Here is a 25692-nt window from a genome sequence, read left to right on the forward strand (position 1 = left end):
CTCAGCCGCCGTCTTCGTCGCTGGCCCCGCCCTTCCCGGCCAGCATGGCCTTCACCCGCGCGGCGTAGTCGATCTTGTACGTCAGTCCCTGCTCGGCGGCGCTGGTGGCCGCATCACGCTCGCCGGGCGGCACCCAGCCCAGCTCGAGGAGCAGGGAGCGGTCGATCTTCTCCTTCCCCGAGGTGACGGCCCGCTCCGCCGCCCGCTTCAGCAGGTTGCTCAACTCGCCGATCAGCCCACCCGACATGTCCAGCAGCATCGGTGCCAGGACCTCGGAGGCCAGGCCCGAGGCCTTGCGCAGCGGCAGGGTCGCCTCGAAGGAGGCCAGGAGCTGCAGGAACTCCCGGTCCAACTCCCACTTCGGCAGCGTCACCGGAGTGAAGCGGTTCTGGATCTGGTCGTCCCGGCGGAGCACCACGAGTGTCTCGAAGACGCCGGTCAGGATCACCGGCCGCTCCAGGCGGTTGCCGAGCTCCTTCACCGCGTTGAGCACCTCCTGCTGCTGCTGCAGGGAGCCGGCAAGGGCATTGTTCATCTCATCGAGCACCAGCACCTTCATGCCGACGGCCCGCAGCACCTCGCGCAGCTTGAAGAGCTTCTGGTCCACCTTCGAGTTCACCCTGTAAGGTGCCCCGAGGCTGTCGAGCAGGTGGTTGTAGAGCCGCTCCTCGGTGGGGCGGGGCGGCGCGTCGATGACCACCACGGGACGGCTGGCATGCGCCCGCGCCGGATCGTCCACCGCCGGATGCAACTGCTCCAGGCGGCGGACCAGGGTCGTCTTGCCGTTGTTGGTGTCGGCCACCAGCAGGGTGTTCGGCGGCCGGGTAGCATCGGGATACTCGACCAGCCTCCGCATGTCGTCGAGGACCGCCTGCGCCCTGGGATAGCCGATCCAGCGGTCGCGGCGAACGAACATCAGCCGGTCGTCCTGGGACGCGGCCAGTGCCCGCGCAGCCTCTTCGGTCAGCCTCCTGTCTTGTGTCACCTGACACACCTCCGGAGGTCATGGTAACTGCGCGGCCTTCCAGGTTCAAGCGGAGGTATCAGGGCTTCTTCGGCACGACCTCGATCTCATCGAAGGGCTGGATGTCCTCGAGGGAGTCGAAGATGTTCAGCGCTGGCCTGCGTTCCGACGGCGGCTTCGCCGGCACCGCTCCCTGAGGCTTCTCGCCCCGGCTGTGCTGGCGCTTGCGCTCCACCCGGGCGCGCGCCTGCTTCGTCGCGGCCTGCTCCACCTCGACCAGCCGCGTCATGGCCCGGAATGCGGCGATGATGTCGCGCTCGTTCTCCATCCTCATCGCGTGCTGCTGGGCGTACTTGCGCGTGGCCCTGAGCTCCCAGATGCTCATCGAGGGGAAGTTCGGCTGCCGCGCGTGGACCTCGTAGTACCGGTCGAGCTCCGGATCGAGGAAGTACACCTTCGAGATGTCGCGGGGGTCGTAGCTCACCTGGAACTTCCGCGACTCCCGGCGCCTGCCCGGCTGGGGCTCGCGCACGCGCGATCGCAGGATGGGCGAGTAGTAGGTCACGCCCATGTGCCGGATGCCGTAGGGCTGCACCGTCGCCTCGAAGTAGGGCAGCAGGTCCATCCGCAGCCGCTGCGCCGCGTCCCCCTGGATGCGGTCGGGCAGCCCCGTCGCCGGGTGCTGCTCCGTCCCCTCCAGGAGCCCCTCCTCCCAGGCATCGAGAGGCGTCATGCCCAGCGCGTCATGCACGCGGCGGTGGTAGACCCCGACGATGTAAGCAGTCAGCCACGTCTCGAAGACCTCGATGGTCATGACGGCCTCCCCCTCGGAATCGTAGTCGCCCCGCTCCCGGACGTTGGAGAAGGTCGTCCCCGGCAGGGTGTGGATCTCGCGTGCCAGGGTGCCGAGCAGCCGCTCCACGTGCGCGCCGTAGTGCGGCTTCGTCACCGGCCGGAACTCGCGGTCGATCCCGTGGGCCATCAGGGCCCGCTCCAGCGTCTTGCCCCGGAACTCCCGGGCGTTGTCCATCTTCAGCTTGACGGGCTTGCCGTAGCAGTCCCAGCGCAGCTCAGGTGCCGCCTCCTGGGGACGCTCCCGGCCGCCGGCATCCGTGGAGGCACCGGGCTGCAGGGCCGCGTCCAGGGCCTCCTGGTGGCGGCTGATCCATTGCTCCTTGGGGAGGATCGCGTGGGCCAGGGCCATCCCCGTGCCGAAGGCCGAGGGCTTGTCGAAGGCGATTGAGAAGCCCAGGACTACGCGGCTGAACACGTCCATCACCAGGGTGAGGATCGCCCGCCCCACCGGCAGGCGGTGGATGCTGTCCACCAGGATGATGTCCAGCGGGGTGTGGTCCACCTGCACCACCGCCAGCGGGTACGTCGCCCCGGGGTAGTGCCCCTGGATCGGCTCGAGCGCGTCGGCCGCGCGCGGCCCGTAGCGCCTCGCCACCCGCTTGCGCTCATCCAGCGCGTAGACGCGGCGGCGGAAGGTGGAGAAGCTCGGCACCTCCAGCTCGGGCGCACCGCCCTCCCGGGTGGCGTTCGCGCGCCCGAACTCCACCTTGAGGCGCTCGTAGACGCTCCGCAGTGAGGGGCGGTTCATGACCAGGTAGTGCCGCTCGATCACGCCATCCATCAGCTGCTCGGCGTCCCGGTGGAGCCGGGGTTTGCTCGTCCTCGGGCGGCGCACCAGGCCGTTCAGCGACTCGGCTGCCTCGTAGTGGCGCAGCCAGCGGTAGAGGGTCGTGAAGTGGACACCGCTCTCCTCGGCGGCCCTCTCGACATCTTCCCGCGTCCGCCTCGGCCCGAGCCGCAGCAGAGGTTCGAGCACCGCCAGGCGATCCTCCGCCTTGCTCATGGCGTGGGCGTGCGCGGGGGAGTCGATGGGGTGGCCGGAAGCCGATCCTCCGCCAGCCTCCTGCTCCCGGTCTGGCACCAGCTGATCCGGCCTCGCCTTGAAGGGCTCGCCACGCTCATCCTGCAGGTGCACTTCGTCCAGCGACGGCACGCGGACGATCCGCCCGCGACGCTCGCCGAAGCGGACCCACTCGCCTGCCCTGAGCCTCAACGAGGTCACGGCGCACCTGCCGGCCAGATGCGCGCGTCCATATTCAGCGGAGACTGGAGGTCGCAACCGATGGCGCGCGTCGCGACGAGATGCCAGAGCACCGGCAGCCACTGGCCCCGCTCCATGGTCGGCAGGCCCTCCAGCAGTGCCCTCGGCGTGGTCTCGCTCAGCAGCCATCCGAGGAGCACCTGCCTGCGATCTGCATCGACGACGCGGCGGGCGAAGGGCAGCAGGAAGCGGGCGTTCTCGAGGAACTGCCCCCTCAGGGCCTTCTCGGTCACCAGGGTGAAGGTCCAGCCCTGCTGCCGCGCATGGTCCGCGGCCGCCCGGAAGCGCCAGGCCATCTCCATGCGCTTCTGCCTCACATCCTCGACGTACTTCACCTCGAAGAGGCCCGGTCTCCTGCCGTCGAGGTAGTGCACCAGGGTGTCGGGCGTGTAGCGCCGGCGCGCGCCACTCGGAGTGCGGAACATGATCTGCAGCGGCTGCGTGACGTAACTCTCGACGGCCGGATCGAACTCGAGCAGCGTGTAGAAATCCCGCTCCAGAGTCGACTCGAACTGGGCACCGCCCACCGCCCTAGAGGAGACGAGGGTCCCGTTCACCGCCCGATGGCTCTTGCCGATCTTCCTGACTGGCTGCATGCCCTCACGCTCCTCTCTCATACTCCAGTAGCACCTTCAGCGAGCTAAAGTTACTTCAGTAGCATCTATCGTGAGTCAACAGTAGCATTTATCTTGAACGAAACAGGCGATCTGAGGGGGTGGAGTAGCAATATGGATGGATGTTCACACTTCTCGAACCAGTACATCACGAAGTCCGCGAAGCCCGGCACCCGTCCCGCATAGGCCCCACGTACCCCCTCGGTGTACACATCACCCAGCCGCTGACGCATGCGCGTATTCCCCAAAAAAGGCGGATTCCCCACGATGAACTCTGCCGCCGGCCACTGCGGCTCCTGACCGGTCGCCGCGTCGAACACGGCATCCATGTGTTGGATGCTGCCGTAATTCCGCAGGATGGGTGAGGGCCACTCGTCACTGGGGTGCGCGGCCTTCCACTGGAGGAACGCGATCCACACACTCACAGACGCCAGCTCATGCGCGAACGGTTCCACCTCGATCCCACGCAACTGCTCGGGCGTGATCCGGCTGGGGAACAGGACGAAGGGCGCACCGATCTCCCGTGCCAGGCCGATCACCTCACTTTCCAGATCCAGCAGGTGTCCGAGGGTGACCACCAGGAAGTTCCCACTGCCACAGGCCGGGTCGAGCACTGTGACGCTCGCCAGCCGCTCATGGAAGGCTTGGAGGACGGTGGTGGCCTTTGCGACCCGATCCTTCGCCTTGCCCTCCACGATGACGCGCGCTTTCGCCTTCACCGCGGCCCACTCCTCGCGCAGGGGGTCCAGCACGACCGGCACCGTCACGTCGAGGATGTCCTGCACGGGCGTGTAATGCGCCCCGCGCTTCCCACGCGTGCCCGCGTCCAAGCTGTGCTCGAACAGGGTTCCGAAGATCGCAGGTTCCACCTTCGACCAGTTCAGCCGGGCAGCTCCCAGGAGGGACTGCGCCTCGGCCGCCGTGAGCTCCAAGGCCAGATTGCTGTCGAAGAGGCCCCCATTGAAGTGCCGGACATCCGCACCCCAGAACTCCCCACCGTGCTGCATCGCCCCGAACAGGTCTTCCAGGTACCCGCGCGATCGGTCGGGGTGCTCGGCACTGCGTTTCAGGACGCGGCTCAGGGGCGTGTCGTCGAGCAGACCGACATCCTCGGCGAACATGGCGAAGACCAGGCGCATGAGGAAGTGCGAGACCTCCAGCTGCCCCAGGCCGCGCTGCACCATGGACTGCGCGACCTCGCCGACACGCGCGGTCGCCTGCGTGGTCATCTCCTGGCGCTGCCGGGCCGGGTTCAGCCGCTCCGGGGCGTGGAAGGCGGCCTGGAGGACCTGGAGGGCGGTCAGGTCGGTCGCTTCCAGTGTGCGACCCTGCTCGAGGTCGTCGAGCGTGATGCGGTACATGCGCGGCGCGGTCGCGGTGAAGACGGTGTGGACACGGATCTCCACGAAGTCTGTGACGATCATCAGGGGCGGGCTGCCCAGCTCGTAGGCGTACAGCGTGGCCTGCGCGAGGGCCGCCCCAAGGGTCTTCGCGCGGGCGTCCGCGGTCTTCTGTGCGCGCTTGGCCTCCCAGATGAAGTGCCCAGGCAGATACACGTCGGCCTTCCCGAAGTCCTTGGAGCCGACCTTGCTCACCCCCGCTTGATAGGTCAGCCCGGTAGGCGCCCCCGCTTGCCCGGGCACAGGACCACCCACGAGGCTGGCGACATCGGCGTAGTGCTCCTGGTAGGCCTGTTCCTCAGTAACCGTATGAGCACGCGCGCGCCACTTGGCCACAAATTCTTGGGGATGCATCGCCGTGCAGTATGCCGTGCAGCGTGGAATGGCATTGACTGATCTCGTGCGAACCCCGAGCTGCGGTCGTTGCCCACACCGCAGAGAGAGGTGCATCCAGTCACGCAGCTCACGCGAGTTCAGTCGACAGGACGGTCCTCCCTGGCCTTGCAGCTCAGGGAACGGACCTGGCCGGTAGGGGAGCGCCAGCCTGCGATCACATCCCACTGGGTGACGTCCCCGTCGGTGAGGGCGGTGAAGCCGGGGCCCATCTCGGATTCGACGAGTGCTCCTGCCTGGCCCAGGTGTTGGGCACAGGCCTGGGTGACCTGTTGAACCCGGGTAGGGGAGATGTGGTAGACCTCAGGGCTGCTCTGGCGGTGTTGGGCGGCCACCTGGGCACTCCAGAGGCCCAGGGCCAGGAGTGGCAATACGATCAGCAGGATCCAGGTCGGACGCATACGCCAACGTAGCGAATATGCATGCGCACCATGTGTCGAGATGGGCGCCCCCACCACTGGCCTGCAATGACATGCAGGACGGGCGGCAGCCATGGACCTGCTGTCTTCTGGTCCGAACCCTCCCCGCCCGCTGGGCGGGAGCAAGGGCGGTACTTCAAGGCTTCACCACAGGAGACTGCCCATGACCAACACTGCCACCCCACTCGACGACCTCTTCGCCGTCCGCTCGCTCGCCGTTGTCCATAACGACCTGATGCGCGTCATGGCCGACCTGCGAGCACAGGATTCGCCCCACCGCGAGGAGGCGCGCAATCTGTTCAAGGAGAACCAGAAGGCCAAGACGGACGTCGACGCGGCCGAGGCCCTGCTGCAACAGATCCGGAATCTGGGCCAGCCTGCCCCGACCAACCTCACCCTGCCCGCCCAGGACCCGCAGGCGGTCGCCCCCAGTGCGGATCGGGTGGAGGTCGAACCCACGCCCCCCGTCCAGCAGAGCGCACCGGTGGAGCCCCTCCAGGACCTTCCTGATACGCCTGTGCCTGACCCTCTGCCGAGCGAGCCTGCGGTCGAGGATGAGGCGAGTCTGGACGAGCCTTCGGACATCCCGGAGGAGGCCCAGCAGGAAGACGCCGACGCCGCCGAGGCAGGCGCGGAGGACACCCCGGACGAGGACCCGGGTGAGGACGAGCCGGCGCAACCTGAGGCGGCACAGGCGCCCACGCCCCCCCTGCCCGCCGCGACGATCGAATGGCCCGACGGCACACTCGGCGAAGGCCTGTTCAGCCAGCTGGCCGCCACCCTCGGGCCGGGGGAGAGCCTAGGCCTGGTCCTGGCCCGCTCCAAGGGAAAGGCGCAGCTCCTCGTGACCGTGCAACCTGTCCCCCTCACCGGCGAACCGGACGCGACCGCTGTACCGCTCCAAATCAATGGCACCCCTGCCACCCTGGATACGGAGCTGGTCGGGCACATGACCGCCTTCCGCGCGGCCCGGGCCGTCGCCCGCGAAACGACCGATTACCTCGCGCAGATCAAGGCCGCCTCCGAGCAGGCGAAGAAGGCCGCCGACGACGCCCGCAAGAAGGCCAGCAAACCCGCCACCTCGGCGACTCCGGCGGCGGCGAAGCGGCCTGCATCGGACGGCAGCCTGAAGCTGGAAGTCGCGCCGGCCGACGCCATGATCGTGCTCACCGACAGCGCGGGAAAAACCCACCCCGTCAAGCACGGCAAGGACGCCCAGCTGCCGGTGGGGGAGTACACCGTCATCGTCGAGGCCGATGGGTACGCACGGCACGAGGAGAAGATCACCATCCGCTCCAATTACCAGACCAAGAAGGGCGTGGTGCTCCTCAAGGCCTCGGCCGACCGCCTGCTCTGACTCCATCACCCTCCCCAGGAGAGCGCCCGGTTCCGACCGACGCTCTCCTTTTTTTATCTCACCCCCAGGAGGACCTATGCCGTTTCTCGTCGTCTCTGCCACCACTCCCGATACACCGCAGGCCTGGAGCAACCATCTTGACTACCCCGAAGCACTCGCCCGGTACCGCGAGCAGGAACGCGACCTGGTGGCGTCCGGTTTCGTCCTGCTCGCTGACTGTCCCATGTACATCTCCGACGTCGAGACCTACGCCCAGATGCTCACTCCGGACCACATCCTCGTCCTGCGCAGCGTCATCGGGGAAACCTATGCTCAGCCCTACCTCCGGCACGTCGAGATTCACGGCCCCCTCGATCAAGCCGGATTTGCTCAACTCAATCGCCAGAAATACCTCCTGCTGGCCCTCCTGAGCGGGAAGACGCTCGCGCCAGCAGACCTGGAAGCCCTTGGAGGTCTGGTCTCTCTGGTCGAGACCCTGCAAGACCGGGCTCATGACGAGGGTGTCCCCCAAGGGATCGTCTGGCCCAACGTGCCCTTTGGCCAGGCTGCCGACGAGGAAGTCAAGTTGTGGGCCGAGCAACCTGACGTTGCCCGAGCACTTGTGGGGCAGGGATACGCTGAACAACTCACCTAAAACGCGCCTCTCCCTCCCCCGGCTCACGCCGGGGATATTTGCCAGTATGACGAAGCCCAGCGAGATCACCGTGACCGAAGTCCAGCGCAAATTCATCTACGAAGGCCGCGAACTGGCTGACTTCAACCCTGAATTGGGGGCCGAAGACATCAAGAAGATGCACGCCATGACCATCCCCGAACTCGCCTCCGCCGTGGTCGAAGGCCCGGAACTCAAGGACGGTGCCCATGTCTACACCTTCAAAAAGCGCCTCGGCACGAAAGGCTAAGGCGGCCCCCCCATGCAGCCCCACAAGCGTGGCCGAGTGGCTCCGGAGCAAGGCAGCCATCCTGGACGACCTGCCCGAGCTCCCGCCGGATCCCGGCGGCCGGCAAGACCCCCTCATCCGGGCACTGAGCCAGCTGCCGCGCGATCCCTCCCCCTTACCCCTGGAGCCCAGCGATCTGCCCCTGCTCCTCTGAGCCTCGCCGCCCTGGGTGCGGGCGGCCTGGTCCTCCAGGGCGTCCCCTCCACCCTGACGCGGGGCGCACAGGAGGCTCAAGCCGATCTGGAGGTGCTCTCCCTCCTCATCGAGGAAGGCCTCCTTCCCCTGTTGCCCCCAAAGCAACGGGAATCACTCCCGCTCTACCTCCAGCGCCTGGCCAAGACACCCCTGCCCTACGAGAACCACGAGTTCCACCTGCAACTCCAGTCCTGCTCCCCGTCGACCGCGTATGACGAGAGTGTCGATCCACGCGGCCCAGGCGAGTTGCAGATCACCCTCCGCGCGGAACTGCAAGCGGTCGCCTACAGCTGCACGGCTGCCCGGCGCAACCTCGGCCGCATTCATCCCCGGCTGTTCGGCAGTCTGCTCGTGCACCTGCGCAACATCACCAGCTGCACCTGGCCGGTCATCACCGCCAGCGACGCGCTGGAGATCGCCGAGATGTTCCGGTACGAGGACTGCCCGAAGACCTTCTGGAAAGGTATCCACGAAGAAGCCCGCAAGAAACTCGGCCGCCGCCCCACCCGTGCGGAACTGCACGAACACCTCGATCACAACGCCCCACGCGACCTGTACCGCGCGATCGGCATCGACGAGGTCCTGCCGGCGCTCAAGCCCAAACTCTGCTTCAGCCTCGCGGAGATTCGCCGCCGCTGTGAGGGGCATCCTGAAGCCCTCGTCCCTCATGTCCTCTCCATCGTGGACGATCTCGAACGCCTGCAGGTCCTCAACACCCGGATCAAGGCCCTGGAAACGCCTCTGGAACAGGACACGCTCTATGCCCTGGGAGAGATGCGGCGTTCCCCCATCCTGCTCCTGTCGGGGCAGCAGCGCTCCATCACCGCCGTAGAAAATGGCCGCTCCCTCCACGAGGTGCAGGAACTCTTCGAAGAGGAATGGCAGTGTGTGGCGCAGGGCGAGGGCTACTGCCCCAACTTCGTGGTGCGACTCCTGACCCGGAAAGACGTCCAACGCGCCAACGAACTCCTCCCCCTCTACGCGCAGAGCCTGGAGCTCACCCGGCACCTCGCCGAACAACTCATCGACGACTAGGGCGGTTCCGCTGGGCCACACGGCCTGGACGGACCGCCCTCTTCTGCTGTGCCACTTGTCCCTTCCCGAGTCCCTCATGGTTCTTCAGGAGTTTCCCCATGTCCACCTGGCAAGGCCATTTCCGCACCAACTACATTCGCGTCCGTGACGAGACCGCCTTCCGCGCCTGGGTCGACACCCTGATCGTCGAGGGGGAGATTCACGTCTTCGAGGGCGGCACCTCCAAGCTCGCCGGGCTCCTCAGCCTGGGCGCCCACACCGCGATTCCGCGTGACCGGCAGCTCTCCTCCGCAGAAATCCACGCGTGGAATGTCGCCCACCCTGACCAGCCTCCCCTGGACCCGGATGACGAGCTCCACCTGACCGCCATCCACGAGGAAGGCCTCGACTTCACGGCCGAACTCGCGGCCCACCTTGTGGAAGGCCAGATCGCGGTCGTGCAGGAGGTCGGTGGGGAGCGCCTGCAGTACCTCACGGGCTTCGGCTATGCCTTCGATCACCAGGGCACCGTCCTGACCCGCAGTGATATCGACGATGCCCTGAATCTGCCCGGTGGACACCGCACCACGACACCGACGTACTGACCCAGGCGCTTCCCTCCCCGCTGACGCGGGAGACGCCAGGGCATATGGACGTCCACATCGCCGACTTCAACAGCGTGATCGCCCGCTACGCTCTCATCGTCTACACCGACCCCCTGGGCCAATCGGGCTGCATCATGCAGCACGCCCTGAGCATCCACGACGGTCAGCCTGCCCTGGCCGAAGGCATCCCCGTCACCGGCGCCGTCATCAAGAACCTGATGCAACTCAACGCCGTCAAGTCCCTGCAGTTCCTCCCGACCCACCTGGTGGCCCTCGGGGTGAACTCGATGGCCTGGGTAGAGGAACGCACCACCCGGCCGCTGCTCTTCGGCGGCGCTCTGGACAAGGCCGTGGCCGCCCTCGACGGCCGCCCTCTGCCGCAACCCCGGCTGCTGTTCGTGGTGAAGCAGGGCAGATTCTCGGTGTACGCCCTGCGCGGACAGGAGCGTCCCACCGCCGAGACCAAACTGGCGTTTGCGCCGTACTACAACATCTTTTCCAGTCACGAAATCTGCACGGGGAGCATGAGGAAACCGGCGCAGATGCAGCCGGGCGATATCCCCGCCTGGATGGAAAGCTTCTTCTACAGCAACTTCGTCAAGCCCGCCGACAGCAACAAGCGCTGGGCCTTCAGCGGCACCTACCGGGAGCTCTGGGACGCGGCCAGCGCCGCCGGCGAATTCAAAGACGAGTGGCTCGTCGACACGAACCTCACGCTCGGGCAAGTCATCGGAGGGAACTGACATGCACCACCTGCAACGCAGCATCCGCGAGCTCCTGACGGACAACAAGCCCCTCAAGGTCGCCGTCGTCGGCGTGGGCGGCACCGGCAGTGAGGTCCTTATCGGCCTGGTCCGCCTCCATGACGCCCTCGTGGCCCTGGGGTACGCGGGCGGCCTGCAGGTCACGGCCTTCGACCCGGACACGGTCAGTCCCTCCAACCTCGTGCGTCAGCGGTACTTCGCCACTGACCTGGGCCGCAACAAAGCCGAGGTGCTCATCGGGCGGATCAACCTCAGTTGCGGGATGGTGTGGCGCTCGTGCTCACAGAAGTTCAACTCGGACCGGGCCCGGAAGAACTGGGACATCGTGATCAGCTGCGTCGACACGCGCAAGTCCCGCAAGGAGCTGCATCAGGCGGCCTTCTCCAAGGGGCTCTACACGTGGCGGTACTGGCTGGACTGCGGGAACGACCTGAGCAACGGCCAGGTGATCCTGGGCACGCCCGGCAGTACGGCGCGTGATTCCTTGCCCTGCGCGACCCAACTGCACCCGGAGCTGATGGACCTCAGCCTGCCCGAGGACGACACGCCGAGTTGCAGTGCGGTGGAAGCCCTGAGCCGCCAGGACCTGTATGTGGGAAAGGAGGCGAGCCTGCACGCCCTGAACCTGCTGTGGCAGTTGCTGCGGGACAAGACGTTGACGGATCACGCACGGTACTTCGACCAGCGGCAGGGGACGTTGGGGGTGCGGCGGTGTATACCTAGACCCCGGATAAGCCGGCGGCGACTTGACAGCCCACCAGAACCGTCGGTGATCTCCACCGTACCGGAAGCCTCGGCACCGACGCCGATCACCCCCCATACACCCATTCTGGATGCCGTGTTAGGCGTGCACCTGGGCACGCAACTGGATACCCCCCTACTCCGGGAGGCCTTGACGGCACTCCTGAGCGACCTCACGCCAGAACTGCTTGCTCAGGCCCAGGCGGAAGGACAGACGCAGCTCAGGCCGACACCCCTCGGCGACGAAATTGCGGTCTATCACTAGCCAGTCCAGTTTGAGAGCAGCCTTTATATCCCCTTGCTTGTCTAGACTACAGGCAGGGGGAAACCTTTAGCCAAATCTGTATTCAGCAGAACGTGACTCAAGATTTCCACTTTTGCCCGGTGTTTCTTTGTGGAGAATCACTTCGCCTCCCGTGTTTCTTTGTGGAAAATTGGGGGTGCGTCCAGTGTTAGTTTGTGGAATTCCACCTTGATCATCCAGTGTTAGTTTGTGGAAAGTAGTTAAATAACATAATTGCCTAAGAATTTTTAAGGTAGTGGCCCGTGTTTCTTTGTGGAGAACTCCCCCGCCTCTCGTGTTTCTTTGTGGAGAATCTCCCCCCATCTCGTGTTTCTTTGTGGAAAATCCCCGCAAGAACCCGTGTTTCTTTGTGGAGAACGAGTCCGTTTCCCGTGTTTCTTTGTGGGGAAAAACAGAAAAATACCGTCTGGGACAGCATTCCCTTTCTCCCTTGTTGTTGCAACATATTTTTAGTTTTTAGGGCCAACGGCCTATGAACAACACACAGGAGGTCCAACCGTCGTCTGTCCACCAGACTTCCGAACTGTCCGCAACGGCCGTGCCAACCAGAACCCACCACACCATGCAGGAATGCCCCTTACACTCACTCCATGGCCCAGGAGAACGTCGTGACGCGCTATGGCATTGACGAACGCAACCTGGCGCGCATCAATCCCATTCTTGCCCTCAACCGTCTCCCTGATGACATGACGGGCTGGCAGAAGACCATCCAGGTGGACGATCAAGGCGTCATCGAACTGACCTGTGAGGCCGGCAAACGCCTCGCCCCTCACGGGATCGACGCCGATGTCGTCTTCGCCCTGACCACGGCGTACTACCTGCAGGGCCGTCCTGACGACTACACCGTGACCCTCAACGTCAGCCAGCTGTGTGATTTGGCAGGGCTGACCCGGGGCAAAGACAAGTACGCCCGGATTCAGGAAAGCATTCAGCGTCTCAAGGTTGTTCAATTCACCTCCCGCAACAGCTGGGGCCGCCCCTCCAAGCGGGGATGGCAATGGGCCTCCCTCTCGTTCGGTGTGATCGACTCGATCCGGGAGGCCGACGAAGTTGATGAGCTCGAGCAGGCCGGCCGCTACACCGCAAAGACCACCTTGCGCATTCGATTGAACGAAGACCTCGTCAACTCCATCCGAGATGACCACACCCGCTTGATCGACATGACGTTCTACGTCAAGTTGAAACAGCCCCTGACCCGCCTGCTCTACCGGCTCCTCGAGGAGCAACGGCACCTCTCCAGTCAGCCGGCGTGTTACCAGATCTCCCTGATCGCCTGGGGCGACCATCTGGGCTTCCGTGAAGTGGACACCTCCAAATCAGAAATTGCCCCTGGTGTCCCCGCAACTCGAGTGATTCGGTCCGACCGGATTCAGCGCGCGCTCGAACCCGCGCATCAGGAGCTCATCGACCAGAACTACCTGAACGCGGTCGTCAAGACTCACAGAGGAAAGAACCAGACCCTGCATTACATCTTCAAACACCCCGCACAGATCACTGAATCGGAAGCGCCAATCAACCAGGAGATTGTCGATCTCCTCACCGCGAGGTACGTCACGCCAGGTCGGGCTGAGAACTTCAGCCGCGTGACCGCACTGGGAGATGTCCAGCGTGCTGTGGAGATCTACGAGGGTATTGTCAAATACAAGACGGTCAAGAACAAAGGTGGATTGATGGCCGATATTCTGACCCACCCGGCAAAGTATGAATCGAAAATCGTCACGGCGACTGAGCCGTCCGCTGTGCAGTCCCCCACACCCGTTCTGGAGGAGACGGAGGTCGTCTCCAAGCCGACAGAAGAACAGCGGGGCATGCTGAGCCGGATGCTGAAGAAAACAGTCCTGCCCGAGGCCACCATCGCGCGCCTGATTGACGCTGTCATGACCAGTCAGCTCCCCTTATCTGAGGTGGTGACACTGAGCGTCTACAAGGACACTGCGCTTGCTGCTCATGTCGCCGCGCTCCTCGCTCGGCTGCCCACGCCTGACGGTGACCATTGACCCTCCCCTAGAGGGGAAATGCGGAAGAATGTCTGTAGTGAATCCATCTTGTTTCAGTGGGGTGAATAGACCATGACCTCCTGGCCTGCTCCCGCTCGTGACATCCCGGCCTTCTTCACGCCGCAACAGCACCAGTTCATGACCATGGTGCGCACCACCGGGCAGCACATCTTCCTCCGCGCCACCGCCGGGGCAGGGAAGACCACCACCCTCGTCGAAGCCGCCTGGCACCTCCCCCAGCCCGGCGTCTTCTTCGCCTACAACAAGCACGCTGTCGCTGACCTCCAACCCCGCCTGCCTGCCCGGATGCGCGCCCGCACCCTCCACGCCCACGGCGTCATGCTCCTGCGCCAGACCACCGGACGCGACATCGTGCCTCACGAGGACAAGGCCCGCAAGGTCGCCCTCCTTGCCGGCGAGCGCCGTCATACCTACATCGCCGCCCTGGCCTGGAGCAAAGCCCGCGAGGAAGGCCTGCGCACCCTCGACGTCGACGCGGCCGCCTACCTGACCAGCCTCGTCGAGTGGCCAGGGTCTCCGGACGCATTGATTCACCTGATCCCCCGGATGCATGAGATCGGTCAACACCTCTGGGAGCGAGACGGCCTCGCGGATTTCACGGACTTCCTCTGGCTGCCGGCCACCAACGGCTACGGCGCCGCGAGCCTCCAGGTTGCCCTGGTGGATGAGGCTCAGGACCTGACCCCCTTGCGGCAGGCCTTCATCCTCCAGCTGCTCGGCTTGCCCCGGAGTGCGGCCCCCGGCCGCCTGATCTTCGTCGGGGACCCGGACCAAGCCGTCTACCTGCACGCGGGAGCAGATAAAGAGGCGCTGGGACGGCTTAAAACACGTGTGAAGGCCGTCGAGATGCCGCTGTCGGTGTCCTTCCGTTGCCCCCGCGACGTGGTCGCCTACGCGCAGGCCTACAGCACGTTCATCCGCCCTGCGCCCACGGCCAAACCTGGCACGATCGAGCACCTCAGCGCCGAGGAGGCCACCTTCGAGCGCGGCGACGTCGTGCTCTGCCGCACGAATGCCCCCCTGATCCGCCTCGCCCTCCAACTCATGGTGCAGGGCCGCTCCGTGTCCGTCGTGGGCCGGGATCTGGAGAAGCGGCTCGGTGAAGGCCTGCGGGACATCCTGCCAGCCACCGGGTCCTATCTGAACGACGACGTGACCGAACTGGTCCGGGGGTACTACCAGCCCAAAGCGGACCCCTTGAAGGAGCGCATCCGTCAGGGCGATCGCCCGGCCAAGCGGATCCTGACCGAGCTCCTCGACATCAGCAAGTGCCTGCGCTTCCTCGCCTGGATCGTGTCCCGCAAGGAAGGCAACGCGACGCTCCAGCAGGCCCTGACCCTGCTGGCGGCGCTGTGCCGGGAACAGACGGACGCCGAAGTCATCCTGAGCAGCGTGCACCGCGCCAAGGGCAAGGAATGGCCGCGCGTGACCCTCCTGTACCCCGAGATGATGCCGATGGCGTCAGGTGACCCGGAGGAGGAGACGGCCGTACAGTTCGTGGCCGTGACCCGTTCCCAGGACACGCTGCGGTTCGCGTACGGCAAGGAGTCCTGGGCGACCGGGTGGCGCGTGAAGCCAGGAGGTCAGGTCCAGCCTGCACCGCCCTCGCGTACCCGGGAGAACGAGGACGAGACGGCCCTGCTCGCGGGTTCGCCCCCAGTGGTGTCGCCTCCTCAGGCTGCCCCGGCAGGCGAGGCGACAGATTTCCAGGCCTTGCCCTCCCTCCCCCCGGTCATCCCGCCGGCGACGAAAACACCAGCCCTGCCGGGTCAGGGGCGTACACGCTTGAAGGTGGAGCCAAGTGCTGTACCCAGTGGCGCGGCTGAGCCAGCGCCGGTCCGCGTCGCTCAGCCCTCGTCGCCACCCCCGCCCGCCAAGTGGGCACAGATGATTCCCAGACCCGAGGCTGCCCCACATGCCCTCGTCGAGGACGACCGCGAGTGGGCCCTGTTCGGTGGGACGGCTGTCCTCGATCGTCAGGATCTTCAGGAGCGTCTCGAAGCCCTCCAGGAAGAGCCGCGGCCTTTCCTGGCCACCTGGGCAACGACCAGCCTGGAGCTGCTGCATCGCAACCCAGAGGAGGCCGTCTCGATCCAGCTGGAGGTGCTCGAGCAGTTTGAGCAGGCCGCCCGGCTGGCCCGACTCGCGGTTCCCTCTACCTCCACGACGGCCGCCCAGCTGCACGTGTGCGTGTTTGAAGGCAACCTGGCCCGCATTCGGGTGGGCCGGGTCGTGCGGCGGCATGTGCGCTTCTTGCGCCTGGAGGTCGATGGGCAGGAGCTGGTGTTCGAGCGGCGTTACGGGGAACTGCTGGAGGGCGGGACGCCCCTGACCCCCTTCATCGTCACCACGCCCCCGCGCTGAACCCTCACGGCGAGCCCAGAGCGCTCGCCGTATTCCCCAGCCCATGTCGGTTTCTGTCCCTCACCTGGCCGGGCGGCTGCGCGCCGCCTACGGCCTTCAGGCCCACACCCTGTTCGTGCACTGGAATCGCCAAGGTCTCGGGCTTCAGGTCTTCAGCGAAAGAGGAACTGTGCTGGAGCCCAAAAAAGAAGTGCCGTTCGAGACCCTGCTCGGGCTGCTCGACGACACGGTGTTCCTGCTTGGAATCGATTGGCACGTTCTCCCGCCCTACGTAGCCGCGGAGGATGACCCCCTGCTGCCCTGGGACCTCACACCAGACGAGTGGCCGGTGCAGGGCGCATCCACTGGAAGTGGATCTGGAACAGCAGCGGCGTAAGCGTCAGGCGCTCGGGCGTCAGGAGGAGCGGCCAGTCCAGCGTAGGGCGTGGCCGCAGGAAGATCACCAGCGGGCCAACGCTATAGACCCGGCGGTGTCGCCAGGGCATCCGCACGCGGGACCGGCGCTCGGTCTGGTGCAGCCATAGGACCGGGTGCAGCGCCGGCGAGCGCCAGGCCGCCCGCTCGCGCCGCGCCCAGGACATCACGCCGGCGATCGGCCAGAACAGCAGGATGAACAGGGCACCCCACCAGTGCGCTGGGGTCAGGCGGGTCTTGCTGCCCAGGAGGCTGAGGAGGAAAGCGCTCAGGCTAATGATCACGTAGTGGTCGAAGGTCATACCTCCATCTCTGCATCATTACGCCCACAACATAAGGGTTTAGATTACATTTCCACCTGTCCACCAGAACACCCCACACACTGCATGTATGGACCCGTTTCCCGCCCTGGTCGTGCGGCTACACCGCCTCGTCCAACAGTTGCACGCCTACCTCGACCTCGATGCCCTGCACCGTCACACCCAGCCTGAGCTGTCCTGGCTCTCGACGGCTGATCTGGATGCCCTGCTGTGTACCGCTGAAGTCCTGCACGCCGCACTCCGGATTCTCCCGGCCTTGGCCGAGGCTGAAGAGCCCAGCGCCGCCGACGAAGACCTGCTCATGCTCATCCAGGATCTTGCCCGCACCCTGGCGGAACGCCAGGCGTCCAACCTCCCGTTGAGTCGAGATCTCGAAGAGGCTGTGCAGTGGGATATTCGGCCGGGTGGGGTTACCCTCACCCTGGAAGAAGTGAGTGGTGCCGCTGCCTTCCTCATCGCGCATTACCGGGGCCATGGTCTGGAACAGGCCCTGCTCGGCCCCCTGGGTCTGGTCTTGCCCCCTGCACCGGCCTGCTTCCCGCCACGCACGAACCCGGCCACCCGTCTGCCACGCGGGGCTGAGCGGCATCCGGAACTTCACGTCCTCACCACAGGGCCACAGGAAGATGTCGCGATCTGTGCGGCGTTGCTGCTCTGGTGCCTGCAGCGCGCCGAGGAGCCGGAGATCGAAGTGCTGTCCTTGCTGACGGCGGCCCGCAACCTGATCTGCGTCGTGCAGGACCAGGCACGGGAGCAGAAGCGACCTCCCCAGGCGGGCGCACTCCTGCTCCAGGTCTGGAAACAGATCCATGCAGAGTTGGGGCAACCCCGTCTGGTCTGCGGGAAGGTCCCCGTCATCCGGCAGGTATTCCGGGAGCGGGTGCAGTGGGTCGCGCTGAACGAACTCCGGCGGGCATGGTTGATCGCTCAGGGCTGGAAGACCTCCGCCGCCCGGCAGATCGACACCGTGATCGAGGAGCAGTTCGATGTGCTGGAAAAAGTGCTGACGCTGCTCGAGGCACCCGAAGACATCGAGCACATCGAGCGCATGTTGCAGCTGACGACGATCTTGGTGTTGAGTCGAACGCCTCGTGTGCCTGGACAGCAGCTGCCGGTGCTCGTCGAACTCCTGTGCGATTTGACAGAGACTGATCCTCTGTGGGACTGGACCGGCTTCGACCACCTTTATCTCGATCCGAGTGTGACGAAGGACGAGCGGGAGCATCGCCGGCAGAAGGAACTCCCTCAGGTGCGGGCAAACCTGTCCCTGCAATGGGCACTTCAGGTCGTGCATCCCGTCCTCGATCTGTACCCCCGAGCGCACGAGACGCATCTGGAGGAGGTGTGCTGGCTCCTGCAGGAGAGTTTCGGGCACCTGTTCGCGTGTGCCCGGCAACGGGGGGTGCAGATTCCGGGGGAAGCCCAGTGGCGCTCGATGCTCGAACCCCTGGGATGGATGCGTGCCTCCCCGCTGACCGTACAGGAGCAGGAGCAGGTGCGTGGACGGCTCCATGCCCTCTCGACGAGCATCACGGCGGCCGCGCTCCAGGCCCAGCAAGAAGAGACGTCTATGCCCGCAGAGGAGATCGTGGCTCCCGAGGCCGTCGAGTGGTCAGCCGACCTGGATGACCAAAGATCGGCCTCGACGGCGATGGACGCGAGTGTTGATCAGCAGTTTGAGCGTCCTCAACCGCAGCTCACCCCGCCACGACCGGAAGCCCCGCACGTGCTTCAGGCGCGAGCGTTACTGGCCGGGCGACCGATCACGCTCATTGGGGGGGTGCCCTCCGAGCCGCACAAGCTGGCGCTCGAGCGGGCACTGGAGGTCCGAGTGGACTGGATTCCTTCGATGCAGTACCAGCATGGCGCGCATGCCGGGAAGCACGTGACAGAGGAGACGGCCGCGGTCATCCTGGCGATCCGGTGGATGGGGCACGCCCACATGGGCCTGCGGGATATCGCGCGGGCACAGGGGGTGCCGTGCGTGATGCTGCCGAGCGGGTTGAACCCCTCGAATGTGGCGTGGCATCTCGTGGAGCAGGTGGGGCATCAGCTGTCGGGCGGGGAGCGCTTGGAGGCGTAGGCCGAGCGCACCTCGCAGCCGCCCCTGCCCCGGCGGGGGAGGACGTAATGGCCGTAGCCAAAGAACAGCGCGGTCTGCTCAGCGAGATCGGTCGGGAAGTCCGAGAGGTCAAGCACCTCACCTTGGTCGTCGAGCAAGGTGAGGCCCAGTTGCGCGGATACCAGGACAGTCGCCGCTTCCGGGCAACAGTTCAGAATTGTCCCTGTCAGATCCTGAAGGGCTTGCCGGGTCACCTCGACCTGGGACGCTGGGACGATGATAGAGAAGAAGGAGGCCATGTGAACTCCAGCGTATGCTCAGGTCTGGTGGGCCCGTACAGGTTCGATACCGCGACGCTAGGATAATTTGAGGTAGGAGACCTACTGTATGGATTTCGGAGTGATTTACCAGTTTGTTTTAGGAGAGCGTATTGAGCCTTTGTCCATTGGTACACAGGCAGCAATTGACTCAGCGGCAGCTGCCGCCAGTGCAGCTGAGGCGACTTGGTGGTCTGTTCGTATCAGTGTAATTGCGCTTTTTCTTACTGGGCTTGCGGCAATTTTTACGGGGTTCTCTCTAACAGCATGGCGAAATCAAACTGTAGGGGAGAAGGAGTTTAATTCTTTAATTGAAACATACCAGATATTACGTGATATTAAGGCAGAAATTCATAATATAAGACTCACTGCTATACTAGAAGGCCAAGCGAGCGATAATGAAAGGAGTCATAACTTCCGCCAACAACTTTCATCATTAAATAGTAGTCTTTTAGGAAAAACAGTGGGCCTTGATTTAGTTTGGGGTAAAGAATTTAAAAAATAAGAGAAGATGTGGAAGAAGAAATTAATAGTCTGGCTAGAGCATCTCGTATGATATACGAGCCAAATGCACAGGGCATACTACCACAACACCATCATGTTATGAATAGATTTGCACCAAGAGAGGTATCACATCCTTATATGCTTCAGGGGCCTCCTATTATCAACCCTGAAGAGCAAGAAATTGCTAAGAGAGAGATTATAGCAAGAAGCGATGCAAAGTTCGATGCTCTTGAAGAATGGATAGCAAAACGACTCTCTCGATACATTCCTAAAAATAAGAAGCATTAACTATAAAACATATTGGCTGGTACTGAATATTACCATCCCATGAGATCGTCCTTGAGGTCATCAGCCGCGAGCTGGGCATAGCCCTTGCGAGTGGTGTCGACCGACTCATGCCCTAGGTGGGCGGCCACCCGCCCAAAATCCTTGATCTGCCTAAGCAGGCGCGTCCCCGCATACTTGCGCCCTGGATGGAAGCCCCGGAAGTCCACGCCCGCCAGCGCGAAGGCCTTGCCAATGTGATACCGGGCGGTCATGACGTGGCCGTAGCGGAACAGATGGTCGCTGGGCGTCGTGCGTTTCCCGTCCATATGTTCGGGGCCACCAGGGCCGTAGAGTCCCCGGTAGTGCCGGGCCGCGCGGGCGAGGCTGGTGCTCATGGCGACCACTCGGCCCTTCCGGCCCTTGCCGCTGCGGACGTGCAGGCGCTTGGCTGTCTCGTCGAGGTCATTCCATTCCAGTGCCAGAGCCTCACTGATGCGCAGGCCAGCGTGGGCCGTCAGGAAGAGCAGGAACTTGGCATGCACGTCGGCGTGCTCTAGGACGTCGGCCAGCTCGTCCTCGGTATAGGGCGGGCGCTTGACGATCCCCGGCGTGCGGTCTTTGGGCACCTTCGTGTCGCGGAAGGGGTCGGCGTCGGTGGCGCCCGCCCAGCGCAGGGCACGGTACAGGCAGCCGGCGGCCGCGACCTTGAGCTGAACCCCGGCAGGTTTGCGTCCGGCGGCGAGCAGGTGGTTGATATAGCCCTGCGCGTCGTGGCGGCCCGGCCGCAGCAGGCTGAGGGCCTGGGCCGCGGCGTACTCGGCGAACTGCCGGGTGCCCAGGGCGTAGGCCTCGACGGTGCGGGGGCTGGTCAGGACCCCGCTGCCGCCCTGATGCGCGAGGTAAGCGGTGGTGAGCGAGACGAGCGCCGCCACGTCCTTGTCGGCGGCGGCCCGCACGGCGCGGCGACGCAGTTCCTCGTCGTGCAGGTTCGTCCACTCGCGGGTTTGGGCGAGCAGATCACCCTGGTAAGGGGCGAGGGTCATTTTCGGGGTCGCCAGGACTGAAGGATAAAAAGCATGGTTTATCTTACCTAAGTTACCTTAGATAAGAGAATACGTTAGCACCCTAGCATATGCCAGAGGCGCGCCCCGCCTACCGTCCGATCCAGGTTCGCAACTCCCCGGCCGCCTCCGGCCCCAACGTCCAACTCACACGCACTGGAGGCTCGCCCGGTTGATCCGTATGCACCGTCAGCACCCCCCCTTCACTGCTGATGCCCGAGCGCCGAGAAGTTGCCGTCATCGAGGCATCCTCACCCCTCACCGCTGCCTTGACCACCCGGTCGAACTCCGCCGCATACGTCGGCGAGAGATCGAAGCCGAACACCCGCTCCCCACCAACCTTGCCTGTCACCCGGTACGTGAAGCCGTAGAGGGCAAATTCAAGCTCTGCGGCGGCCGGAATGACAGGAGTCAACGTCAAGAACTGGCTCATTGTCCTAGCGTAAAGCGAATGAGCATGCCGAACACTGCACTGATCTACTGGATCTCTGCCCCCTATCTCGATGGGGCTTCACGCTGGCAAGCGCGGAACGTCTGGATACCTGAGTTGGGAGCTGAGCAAGTGGATGTTATTGCTCAACATCTTCAAGAATTCGCGCGGCTTTCACTCGTGCGTCATGCTCGTCAAAGCCCTCGTGGTCCCACCCCTTCGTCAGCTCTACACCTGTGGCTGTGGGGGTGCTGCTGCAGACGTATTCATGACTATAGGTGGGGCGGGGGTACTGTCCTTCGGCCTTATCCATTGCATCCAAGACGCTCCCCGTAAAAGGGATCTCCGTGATGAACTTCTTGCCTTCGTAGACGATGATCCAGTTTTTGCTCAGGCGCGTCATCTCTTTACGCCCGTGCCCATGTCGGCATGTTTTCACTGAGAATCTCAAACGCCGCAAACATGGCCGCCCGAGCTCCCCCTGCCACCGCGAAGGCTACCTGATTCCCAGTGCTCACATCCCCCGCGGCGAACACCCCATCCACAGACGTCTTCTGATTATTCGGCGTCACGAAAATGCCCCCCGACTCGATCTTGCATCCCAGCGTTTCGGCGAGCGCCGCATTCAACTTCCGCTCCCCATGGGTGTACAACACCGCACGCTCCGCACTTGTACCGTCAGCAAAATGCAACCGGACCCCCTTGGGGATGCCCTCGACACGTTCGAGCGCACTGTCCACCAGTGTCACGCCCACACCCTGCAGCTGCTCCCGCTGTTCCGCCGTGAAGTCATGCGGGCCAGTCCCACAGACCAGCAGATCACGCGACAATTTCTGGTGGTACAGGATGGTCCAGAGGCCATCCGGACCCGTGAGGCCAGGTTGATAGAGCGCCAACGGCTGGTCCCTCACTTCCCAGCCGTAGCAATATGGGCAATGCTGCACGCCCCGGCCCCATTCTTCTCGAAGGCCAGGGATCGGGGGCAGGATGTCTTGAACACCCGTCGCCAGGATGAGCTTGCGGGCCTGGATGGTGCGGCCGTCCGTAAGGTGGGCGGTGAAGGCATTGTTCTCGCCCGTGATCTGAGTCACCTCGGCTTCGATAATGGGCAGTTCGTACTGCGCGAGCTGGGCGCGGGCGGTCTGCAGGAGCTCCGCAGGATTGGTGCCGTCCTGGGTCAGGAAGCCGTGGGTGTGCTGGGCGGCCGCGTTTCGGCTCGGACCAGCAGTGCACAGGACGCCACGGCGCATGCCACGTGCGGTATAGAGGGCCGCGCTGAGACCAGCGAAGCCGCCCCCGATGATCAAGATGTCGTAAGGCGCAGTCGGGTCGTGGGTCATGCGCTCAGCCTACTGGGCGAAGGAGTACGGCGTACACGCAAAAGAGGCACCATGACGTCATCAGGTGAAGGCTGGCGAGACGGTAAGTTTGGGACGGGGATTGACCGGGAGAATCTCCTCTTTGATAATCGGTAAAGACGGTAAACAGTATGCCTATGTTGCAACAACAGAAGGCCAGAAAAAGGTCTTGGCTGAGAGTTTAGGTTCGGCACAACAGTTAGGAATCAATTCACCCGTTAGAAATCCACGCGTATCAGGTAATCCAGCTCTCATTTCACGAGGTTATGCAGAAGTTAATTCGCGTCAGAAAAAATAATAAGTCAGCTACCTGAAACCTTATCGAGGTTAACGGTGAAAAAATCCGACTTCAGTCTCAAGGATTTAGCTGCTATTACCGGTCAGGAGGGTGTTGAATTCGCCATGTTTCGTAACGGTGATAGAACACTGATTATCAGAGATACCGAGAGACAAGTGCCTTTGACGGAAGCTCAACTTCGAAAACTTGCCGATGAGGGTTGGCGCTGGAGCGCGCATAGTCATCCTGATGGAACTATTTACTCCTCTGAGGGAGACGTTAAAGTGCTGGGACTATTTAAAAATAGTGCAATTATTACTCCCAATACTAAAAGAGGTCAATTCGATAAAAATGGAGATGTTCTAGGAGGGTGGTTGCCATGAATGCTAAAAAGGCTCGACTTAGTTATGAAGCTATTAAAGAAATAGCAAGAAAGGAGTTTATTAAAGCACTACCTGAATATGATTGTTCGGATTTTGCTGTAAAAATGCAGAACGGCGAGATTAGAGGTGGAATAGCAGTTGATACTGCTGATAGAACTGTGCAGTACGGAGTATATGAAGCTCGCGAAAGCGATGCAGATCCTTTGGTGGAATATGGAAGGATAGTAATTAATCCATATACTGGCGATTGCCTAAGTGTAGAAATACTTAGTATGACTAAATTGTAGATATCGCAGTTTATATTTGAGATAAACTTCAGATTTTAAGAATTTCCGTTGCAATCTAGTTAACCTGTTAGATTATTTCAAATTCACTGCGCACTTAATTGGAATTAACTATGGTTTCTAATGGACTGTTCCCCGCCAAGGCCTCCTGATCGCGCTCCTTGAGCTTGAGGCGGCTGAGCTTGCCCCGCAACACCTCCAGGGTGTACTCCCCCTCCCCGAAGAGCGAGGCATCCAGATCTTTCGGTAGCTCGATGACCACCGCGTGCCGCTCGGCGTCGTAGCGCAGTTCCACTTTGCCCCGGGCATGGCGCTCCTTGAGGGCTTCGAGCTTCTTCGGATTGCTGTTCAGGAACCCGCCCCGCCGCTTGCCACTGTCGCGCAGGGTCACGACCTGCCCAGCCTGGGGCAGCTCAACGTCGTACTTCGTATCCAGGTACCCCGCGAGGTTGTGCCGGGGAGCGACCTCCCCGTGGGTCAGCAGTACCTTCCCCGGGCTGTAGCGGGCAATCATGCCCAGCAGGCCGCCCCGGTCGGCATGGGCCGAGAGGTAGAAGCGCTCGACCCGAGCGTAGGCGGGCACTGGCTCGCGTCCCCCCCGACCGTCCGGGAGCAACACGTCCCCACCCTGCTGCAACTCCAGCAGCCGTCGCCCCGGCGACTCGGCGTCCTGATACCCCACGACAAACAGGGCATTGCCCGCCTCTGGAAGCCACGCCCGCGCGTACACCGGGCTAGCCCCGGCGTGCAGCATCCCACTGGACGCCACGACCACGGCAGGACCGTCCGAGGCCAAGATCCGTTCCCGGTCACGCCGGTCTCCAACAAGCGTGACAGTGCCCCCCAGGAAGACCGGCTGCCCACTCGACTGCCGCCGGTTCTGCAGGGCCTGTGGAAGGAGGGGGAGCAGGTCCTCGTAGGTCTGCGTCATCTGCCGGGTCAGCCCGTCGAGGTAGAGCGGCACGCTGGGGAGCAGGCCACTGGCCATGCCCGTCTGCAGGATCTGCGTGATCTCCTGGGCCCGCCCCAGGGCGAAGGAGGGGATCAGCACCTTGCCCCCCGCCCGCAGGGTCTCCCCGATGGCGGCGACGAAGGTGCGGACCTGCTCTTTCCTGGACGGTAGGAGCGTGTCACCGTAGGTACTCTCGGAGACCACCGCATCGACGGGCGTAACCTGCGCCGGCAGCCAGGCAGCGTTGACGACCGGCGTATCCACATTGCTCACATCCCCGGTGTGGAAGACGCTGCGGCCGCCGCTTTCGATCAGGACACTTGCGGCCCCGAGGAGGTGTCCACTCGGAAACAGGGTGAAGGCGAAGCCGTGGTCACTGACGCGCTGGAAATAGGGGATGGGATGCAGACGCTCGAGGGTGCGCTTGAGTTCCTCTGGGCTGAACATCGGGAAGCCTTGCTCGGTGCTGACCTTGAGGGTATCGGCGAGCACCAGGCCGGCGATGCGGGCCGTGGCCTCGGTGCAGTAGATCCGCAGGTCTGGGAAGCGCCGGATGACGACTGGAATCCCTGCGACGTGGTCAAGGTGGGCGTGCGTAAGGACCATCGCCGTAGGCGGGTGTTCTCCCAGGATCTCAAGCTTTGGGAGCGCCGCTTCACCGACCTGCCCCGGCCGCAGTCCGGCGTCGATGAGGAGGTTACCTTCCTTCAGGAGATAGAGATAGGAACTTGCCCCTACTTCGTCCGTTCCACCCAGGCCAATGAATTGCATGACCTTCACTGTAGGGATAGGCCCTCGCAGAAGGCGAGCGGCCGCATGGCGACGCATCGGCCAACCAGAAACGCGCTGACAAT

General features: G+C 63.5%; 27 protein-coding genes. 14 read left to right on the top strand and 13 right to left on the bottom strand.

Translation table 11 applies throughout. The features are described from left to right. Position 1 precedes the first annotated feature (1 nt). The 5 genes from DGO_RS19135 to DGO_RS19155 all read right to left on the bottom strand — a co-directional run bounded on the left by DGO_RS19135 (position 2) and on the right by DGO_RS19155 (position 5888). Positions 2–985 (bottom strand): TniB family NTP-binding protein, encoded by a 984-nt coding sequence (locus DGO_RS19135; protein WP_145975539.1) that lies wholly within the window; start codon positions 983–985, stop codon positions 2–4. A 58-nt stretch (positions 986–1043) separates the two neighbouring features. After that, the gene (locus DGO_RS19140; RefSeq protein WP_083847428.1) at positions 1044–3041 is read right to left on the bottom strand and encodes a Mu transposase C-terminal domain-containing protein; all 1998 of its coding nucleotides are present in this window, start codon (positions 3039–3041) and stop codon (positions 1044–1046) included. Continuing rightward, on the bottom strand, positions 3038–3676 hold the full coding sequence (locus DGO_RS19145) for a heteromeric transposase endonuclease subunit TnsA (RefSeq protein ID WP_014682715.1): 639 nt from the start codon (positions 3674–3676) through the stop codon (positions 3038–3040). Before DGO_RS19145 ends, DGO_RS19140 begins: the two co-directional genes overlap by 4 nt. A gap of 65 nt (positions 3677–3741) precedes the next feature. Next, positions 3742–5448: a DNA methyltransferase gene (locus DGO_RS19150; protein ID WP_014682716.1), complete on the bottom strand. Its 1707-nt coding sequence runs from the start codon at positions 5446–5448 to the stop codon at positions 3742–3744. 119 nt (positions 5449–5567) lie between these two features. After that, positions 5568–5888 (bottom strand): hypothetical protein, encoded by a 321-nt coding sequence (locus DGO_RS19155; protein WP_014682717.1) that lies wholly within the window; start codon positions 5886–5888, stop codon positions 5568–5570. A 181-nt stretch (positions 5889–6069) separates the two neighbouring features. Between DGO_RS19155 and DGO_RS19160 the strand changes: the two genes are divergently transcribed. The 9 genes from DGO_RS19160 (at position 6070) to DGO_RS19200 (ending at position 16209) form a co-directional block, all read left to right on the top strand. Next, positions 6070–7263, top strand: a complete 1194-nt coding sequence (locus tag DGO_RS19160) for a PRTRC system protein E (protein ID WP_014682718.1) — start codon at positions 6070–6072, stop codon at positions 7261–7263. A gap of 76 nt (positions 7264–7339) precedes the next feature. Beyond that, positions 7340–7897, top strand: a complete 558-nt coding sequence (locus DGO_RS19165) for a hypothetical protein (RefSeq protein ID WP_014682719.1) — start codon at positions 7340–7342, stop codon at positions 7895–7897. A gap of 46 nt (positions 7898–7943) precedes the next feature. Beyond that, positions 7944–8165, top strand: a complete 222-nt coding sequence (locus tag DGO_RS19170) for a PRTRC system protein C (protein WP_014682720.1) — start codon at positions 7944–7946, stop codon at positions 8163–8165. A gap of 324 nt (positions 8166–8489) precedes the next feature. After that, on the top strand, positions 8490–9434 hold the full coding sequence (locus tag DGO_RS19175) for an MBL fold metallo-hydrolase (protein WP_145975540.1): 945 nt from the start codon (positions 8490–8492) through the stop codon (positions 9432–9434). A gap of 98 nt (positions 9435–9532) precedes the next feature. Beyond that, the gene (locus DGO_RS19180) at positions 9533–10018 is read left to right on the top strand and encodes a hypothetical protein (RefSeq protein ID WP_014682723.1); all 486 of its coding nucleotides are present in this window, start codon (positions 9533–9535) and stop codon (positions 10016–10018) included. 44 nt (positions 10019–10062) lie between these two features. Continuing rightward, positions 10063–10761, top strand: a complete 699-nt coding sequence (locus tag DGO_RS19185) for a PRTRC system protein B (protein WP_014682724.1) — start codon at positions 10063–10065, stop codon at positions 10759–10761. Position 10762: 1 nt separating this feature from the next. Continuing rightward, complete coding sequence (locus DGO_RS19190) at positions 10763–11788, top strand: PRTRC system ThiF family protein (protein ID WP_014682725.1); 1026 nt, start codon at positions 10763–10765, stop codon at positions 11786–11788. 629 nt (positions 11789–12417) lie between these two features. Then, entirely contained in the window at positions 12418–13824 is a 1407-nt protein-coding gene (locus DGO_RS19195; RefSeq protein WP_043804955.1) for a replication initiator protein A, read from the top strand. A 72-nt stretch (positions 13825–13896) separates the two neighbouring features. Then, positions 13897–16209: a UvrD-helicase domain-containing protein gene (locus tag DGO_RS19200; RefSeq protein WP_014682727.1), complete on the top strand. Its 2313-nt coding sequence runs from the start codon at positions 13897–13899 to the stop codon at positions 16207–16209. Positions 16210–16213: 4 nt separating this feature from the next. Here DGO_RS19200 and DGO_RS19205 read toward each other — a convergent pair whose 3' ends face one another. After that, positions 16214–16465, bottom strand: coding sequence for a hypothetical protein (locus tag DGO_RS19205; protein WP_043804958.1), 252 nt, complete (start codon positions 16463–16465; stop codon positions 16214–16216). 52 nt (positions 16466–16517) lie between these two features. Further along, positions 16518–16925 carry a hypothetical protein gene (locus tag DGO_RS19210; protein ID WP_014682728.1) on the bottom strand — a complete coding sequence of 136 codons (408 nt, stop codon included), beginning with the start codon at positions 16923–16925 and terminating at the stop codon, positions 16518–16520. Between the two features lie 88 nt (positions 16926–17013). Here DGO_RS19210 and DGO_RS19220 point away from each other — a divergent pair, with 88 nt between their 5' ends. Further along, positions 17014–19026 carry a hypothetical protein gene (locus DGO_RS19220; protein ID WP_014682729.1) on the top strand — a complete coding sequence of 671 codons (2013 nt, stop codon included), beginning with the start codon at positions 17014–17016 and terminating at the stop codon, positions 19024–19026. Here DGO_RS19220 and DGO_RS19225 read toward each other — a convergent pair. Next, a complete protein-coding gene (locus DGO_RS19225) occupies positions 18993–19304 on the bottom strand; it encodes a hypothetical protein (protein ID WP_014682730.1) in 312 nt (103 codons plus the stop codon). The two genes, DGO_RS19220 and DGO_RS19225, sit on opposite strands and share 34 nt — an antisense overlap. An 88-nt stretch (positions 19305–19392) precedes the next feature. On the opposite strand from DGO_RS19225, the gene DGO_RS23560 reads away from it, so the two are divergent. Together DGO_RS23560 and DGO_RS23565 are read left to right on the top strand one after the other, a co-directional pair. Beyond that, positions 19393–19827 (top strand): hypothetical protein, encoded by a 435-nt coding sequence (locus DGO_RS23560; RefSeq protein ID WP_145975541.1) that lies wholly within the window; start codon positions 19393–19395, stop codon positions 19825–19827. 8 nt (positions 19828–19835) lie between these two features. Continuing rightward, positions 19836–20114 (top strand): hypothetical protein, encoded by a 279-nt coding sequence (locus tag DGO_RS23565; protein ID WP_145975542.1) that lies wholly within the window; start codon positions 19836–19838, stop codon positions 20112–20114. A gap of 29 nt (positions 20115–20143) precedes the next feature. On the opposite strand, the gene DGO_RS19230 is transcribed toward DGO_RS23565, so the two are convergent. From DGO_RS19230 to DGO_RS19245, 4 genes are all read right to left on the bottom strand, one after another. Continuing rightward, positions 20144–21136, bottom strand: coding sequence for a tyrosine-type recombinase/integrase (locus DGO_RS19230; RefSeq protein WP_014682732.1), 993 nt, complete (start codon positions 21134–21136; stop codon positions 20144–20146). Positions 21137–21245: 109 nt separating this feature from the next. After that, the gene (locus tag DGO_RS19235; RefSeq protein WP_014682733.1) at positions 21246–21587 is read right to left on the bottom strand and encodes a hypothetical protein; all 342 of its coding nucleotides are present in this window, start codon (positions 21585–21587) and stop codon (positions 21246–21248) included. A gap of 136 nt (positions 21588–21723) precedes the next feature. Next, the gene (locus DGO_RS19240) at positions 21724–21987 is read right to left on the bottom strand and encodes a hypothetical protein (protein WP_014682734.1); all 264 of its coding nucleotides are present in this window, start codon (positions 21985–21987) and stop codon (positions 21724–21726) included. Between the two features lie 4 nt (positions 21988–21991). Then, positions 21992–22924 (bottom strand): NAD(P)/FAD-dependent oxidoreductase, encoded by a 933-nt coding sequence (locus tag DGO_RS19245; RefSeq protein WP_014682735.1) that lies wholly within the window; start codon positions 22922–22924, stop codon positions 21992–21994. Positions 22925–23275: 351 nt separating this feature from the next. Between DGO_RS19245 and DGO_RS22355 the strand changes: the two genes are divergently transcribed. Then, positions 23276–23602 carry a hypothetical protein gene (locus DGO_RS22355; protein ID WP_145975543.1) on the top strand — a complete coding sequence of 109 codons (327 nt, stop codon included), beginning with the start codon at positions 23276–23278 and terminating at the stop codon, positions 23600–23602. Then, positions 23599–23889: a hypothetical protein gene (locus DGO_RS22360; protein ID WP_014682738.1), complete on the top strand. Its 291-nt coding sequence runs from the start codon at positions 23599–23601 to the stop codon at positions 23887–23889. The genes DGO_RS22355 and DGO_RS22360 overlap by 4 nt, the downstream gene beginning before the upstream one ends. 94 nt (positions 23890–23983) lie before the next feature. Here the strand turns inward: DGO_RS22360 and DGO_RS19250 are convergent, their stop codons facing one another. Then, complete coding sequence (locus DGO_RS19250; RefSeq protein ID WP_014682739.1) at positions 23984–25609, bottom strand: MBL fold metallo-hydrolase; 1626 nt, start codon at positions 25607–25609, stop codon at positions 23984–23986. Between the last annotated feature and the right edge of the window lie 83 nt (positions 25610–25692).

Source organism: Deinococcus gobiensis I-0 (assembly GCF_000252445.1).
Classification (GTDB): domain Bacteria; phylum Deinococcota; class Deinococci; order Deinococcales; family Deinococcaceae; genus Deinococcus; species Deinococcus gobiensis.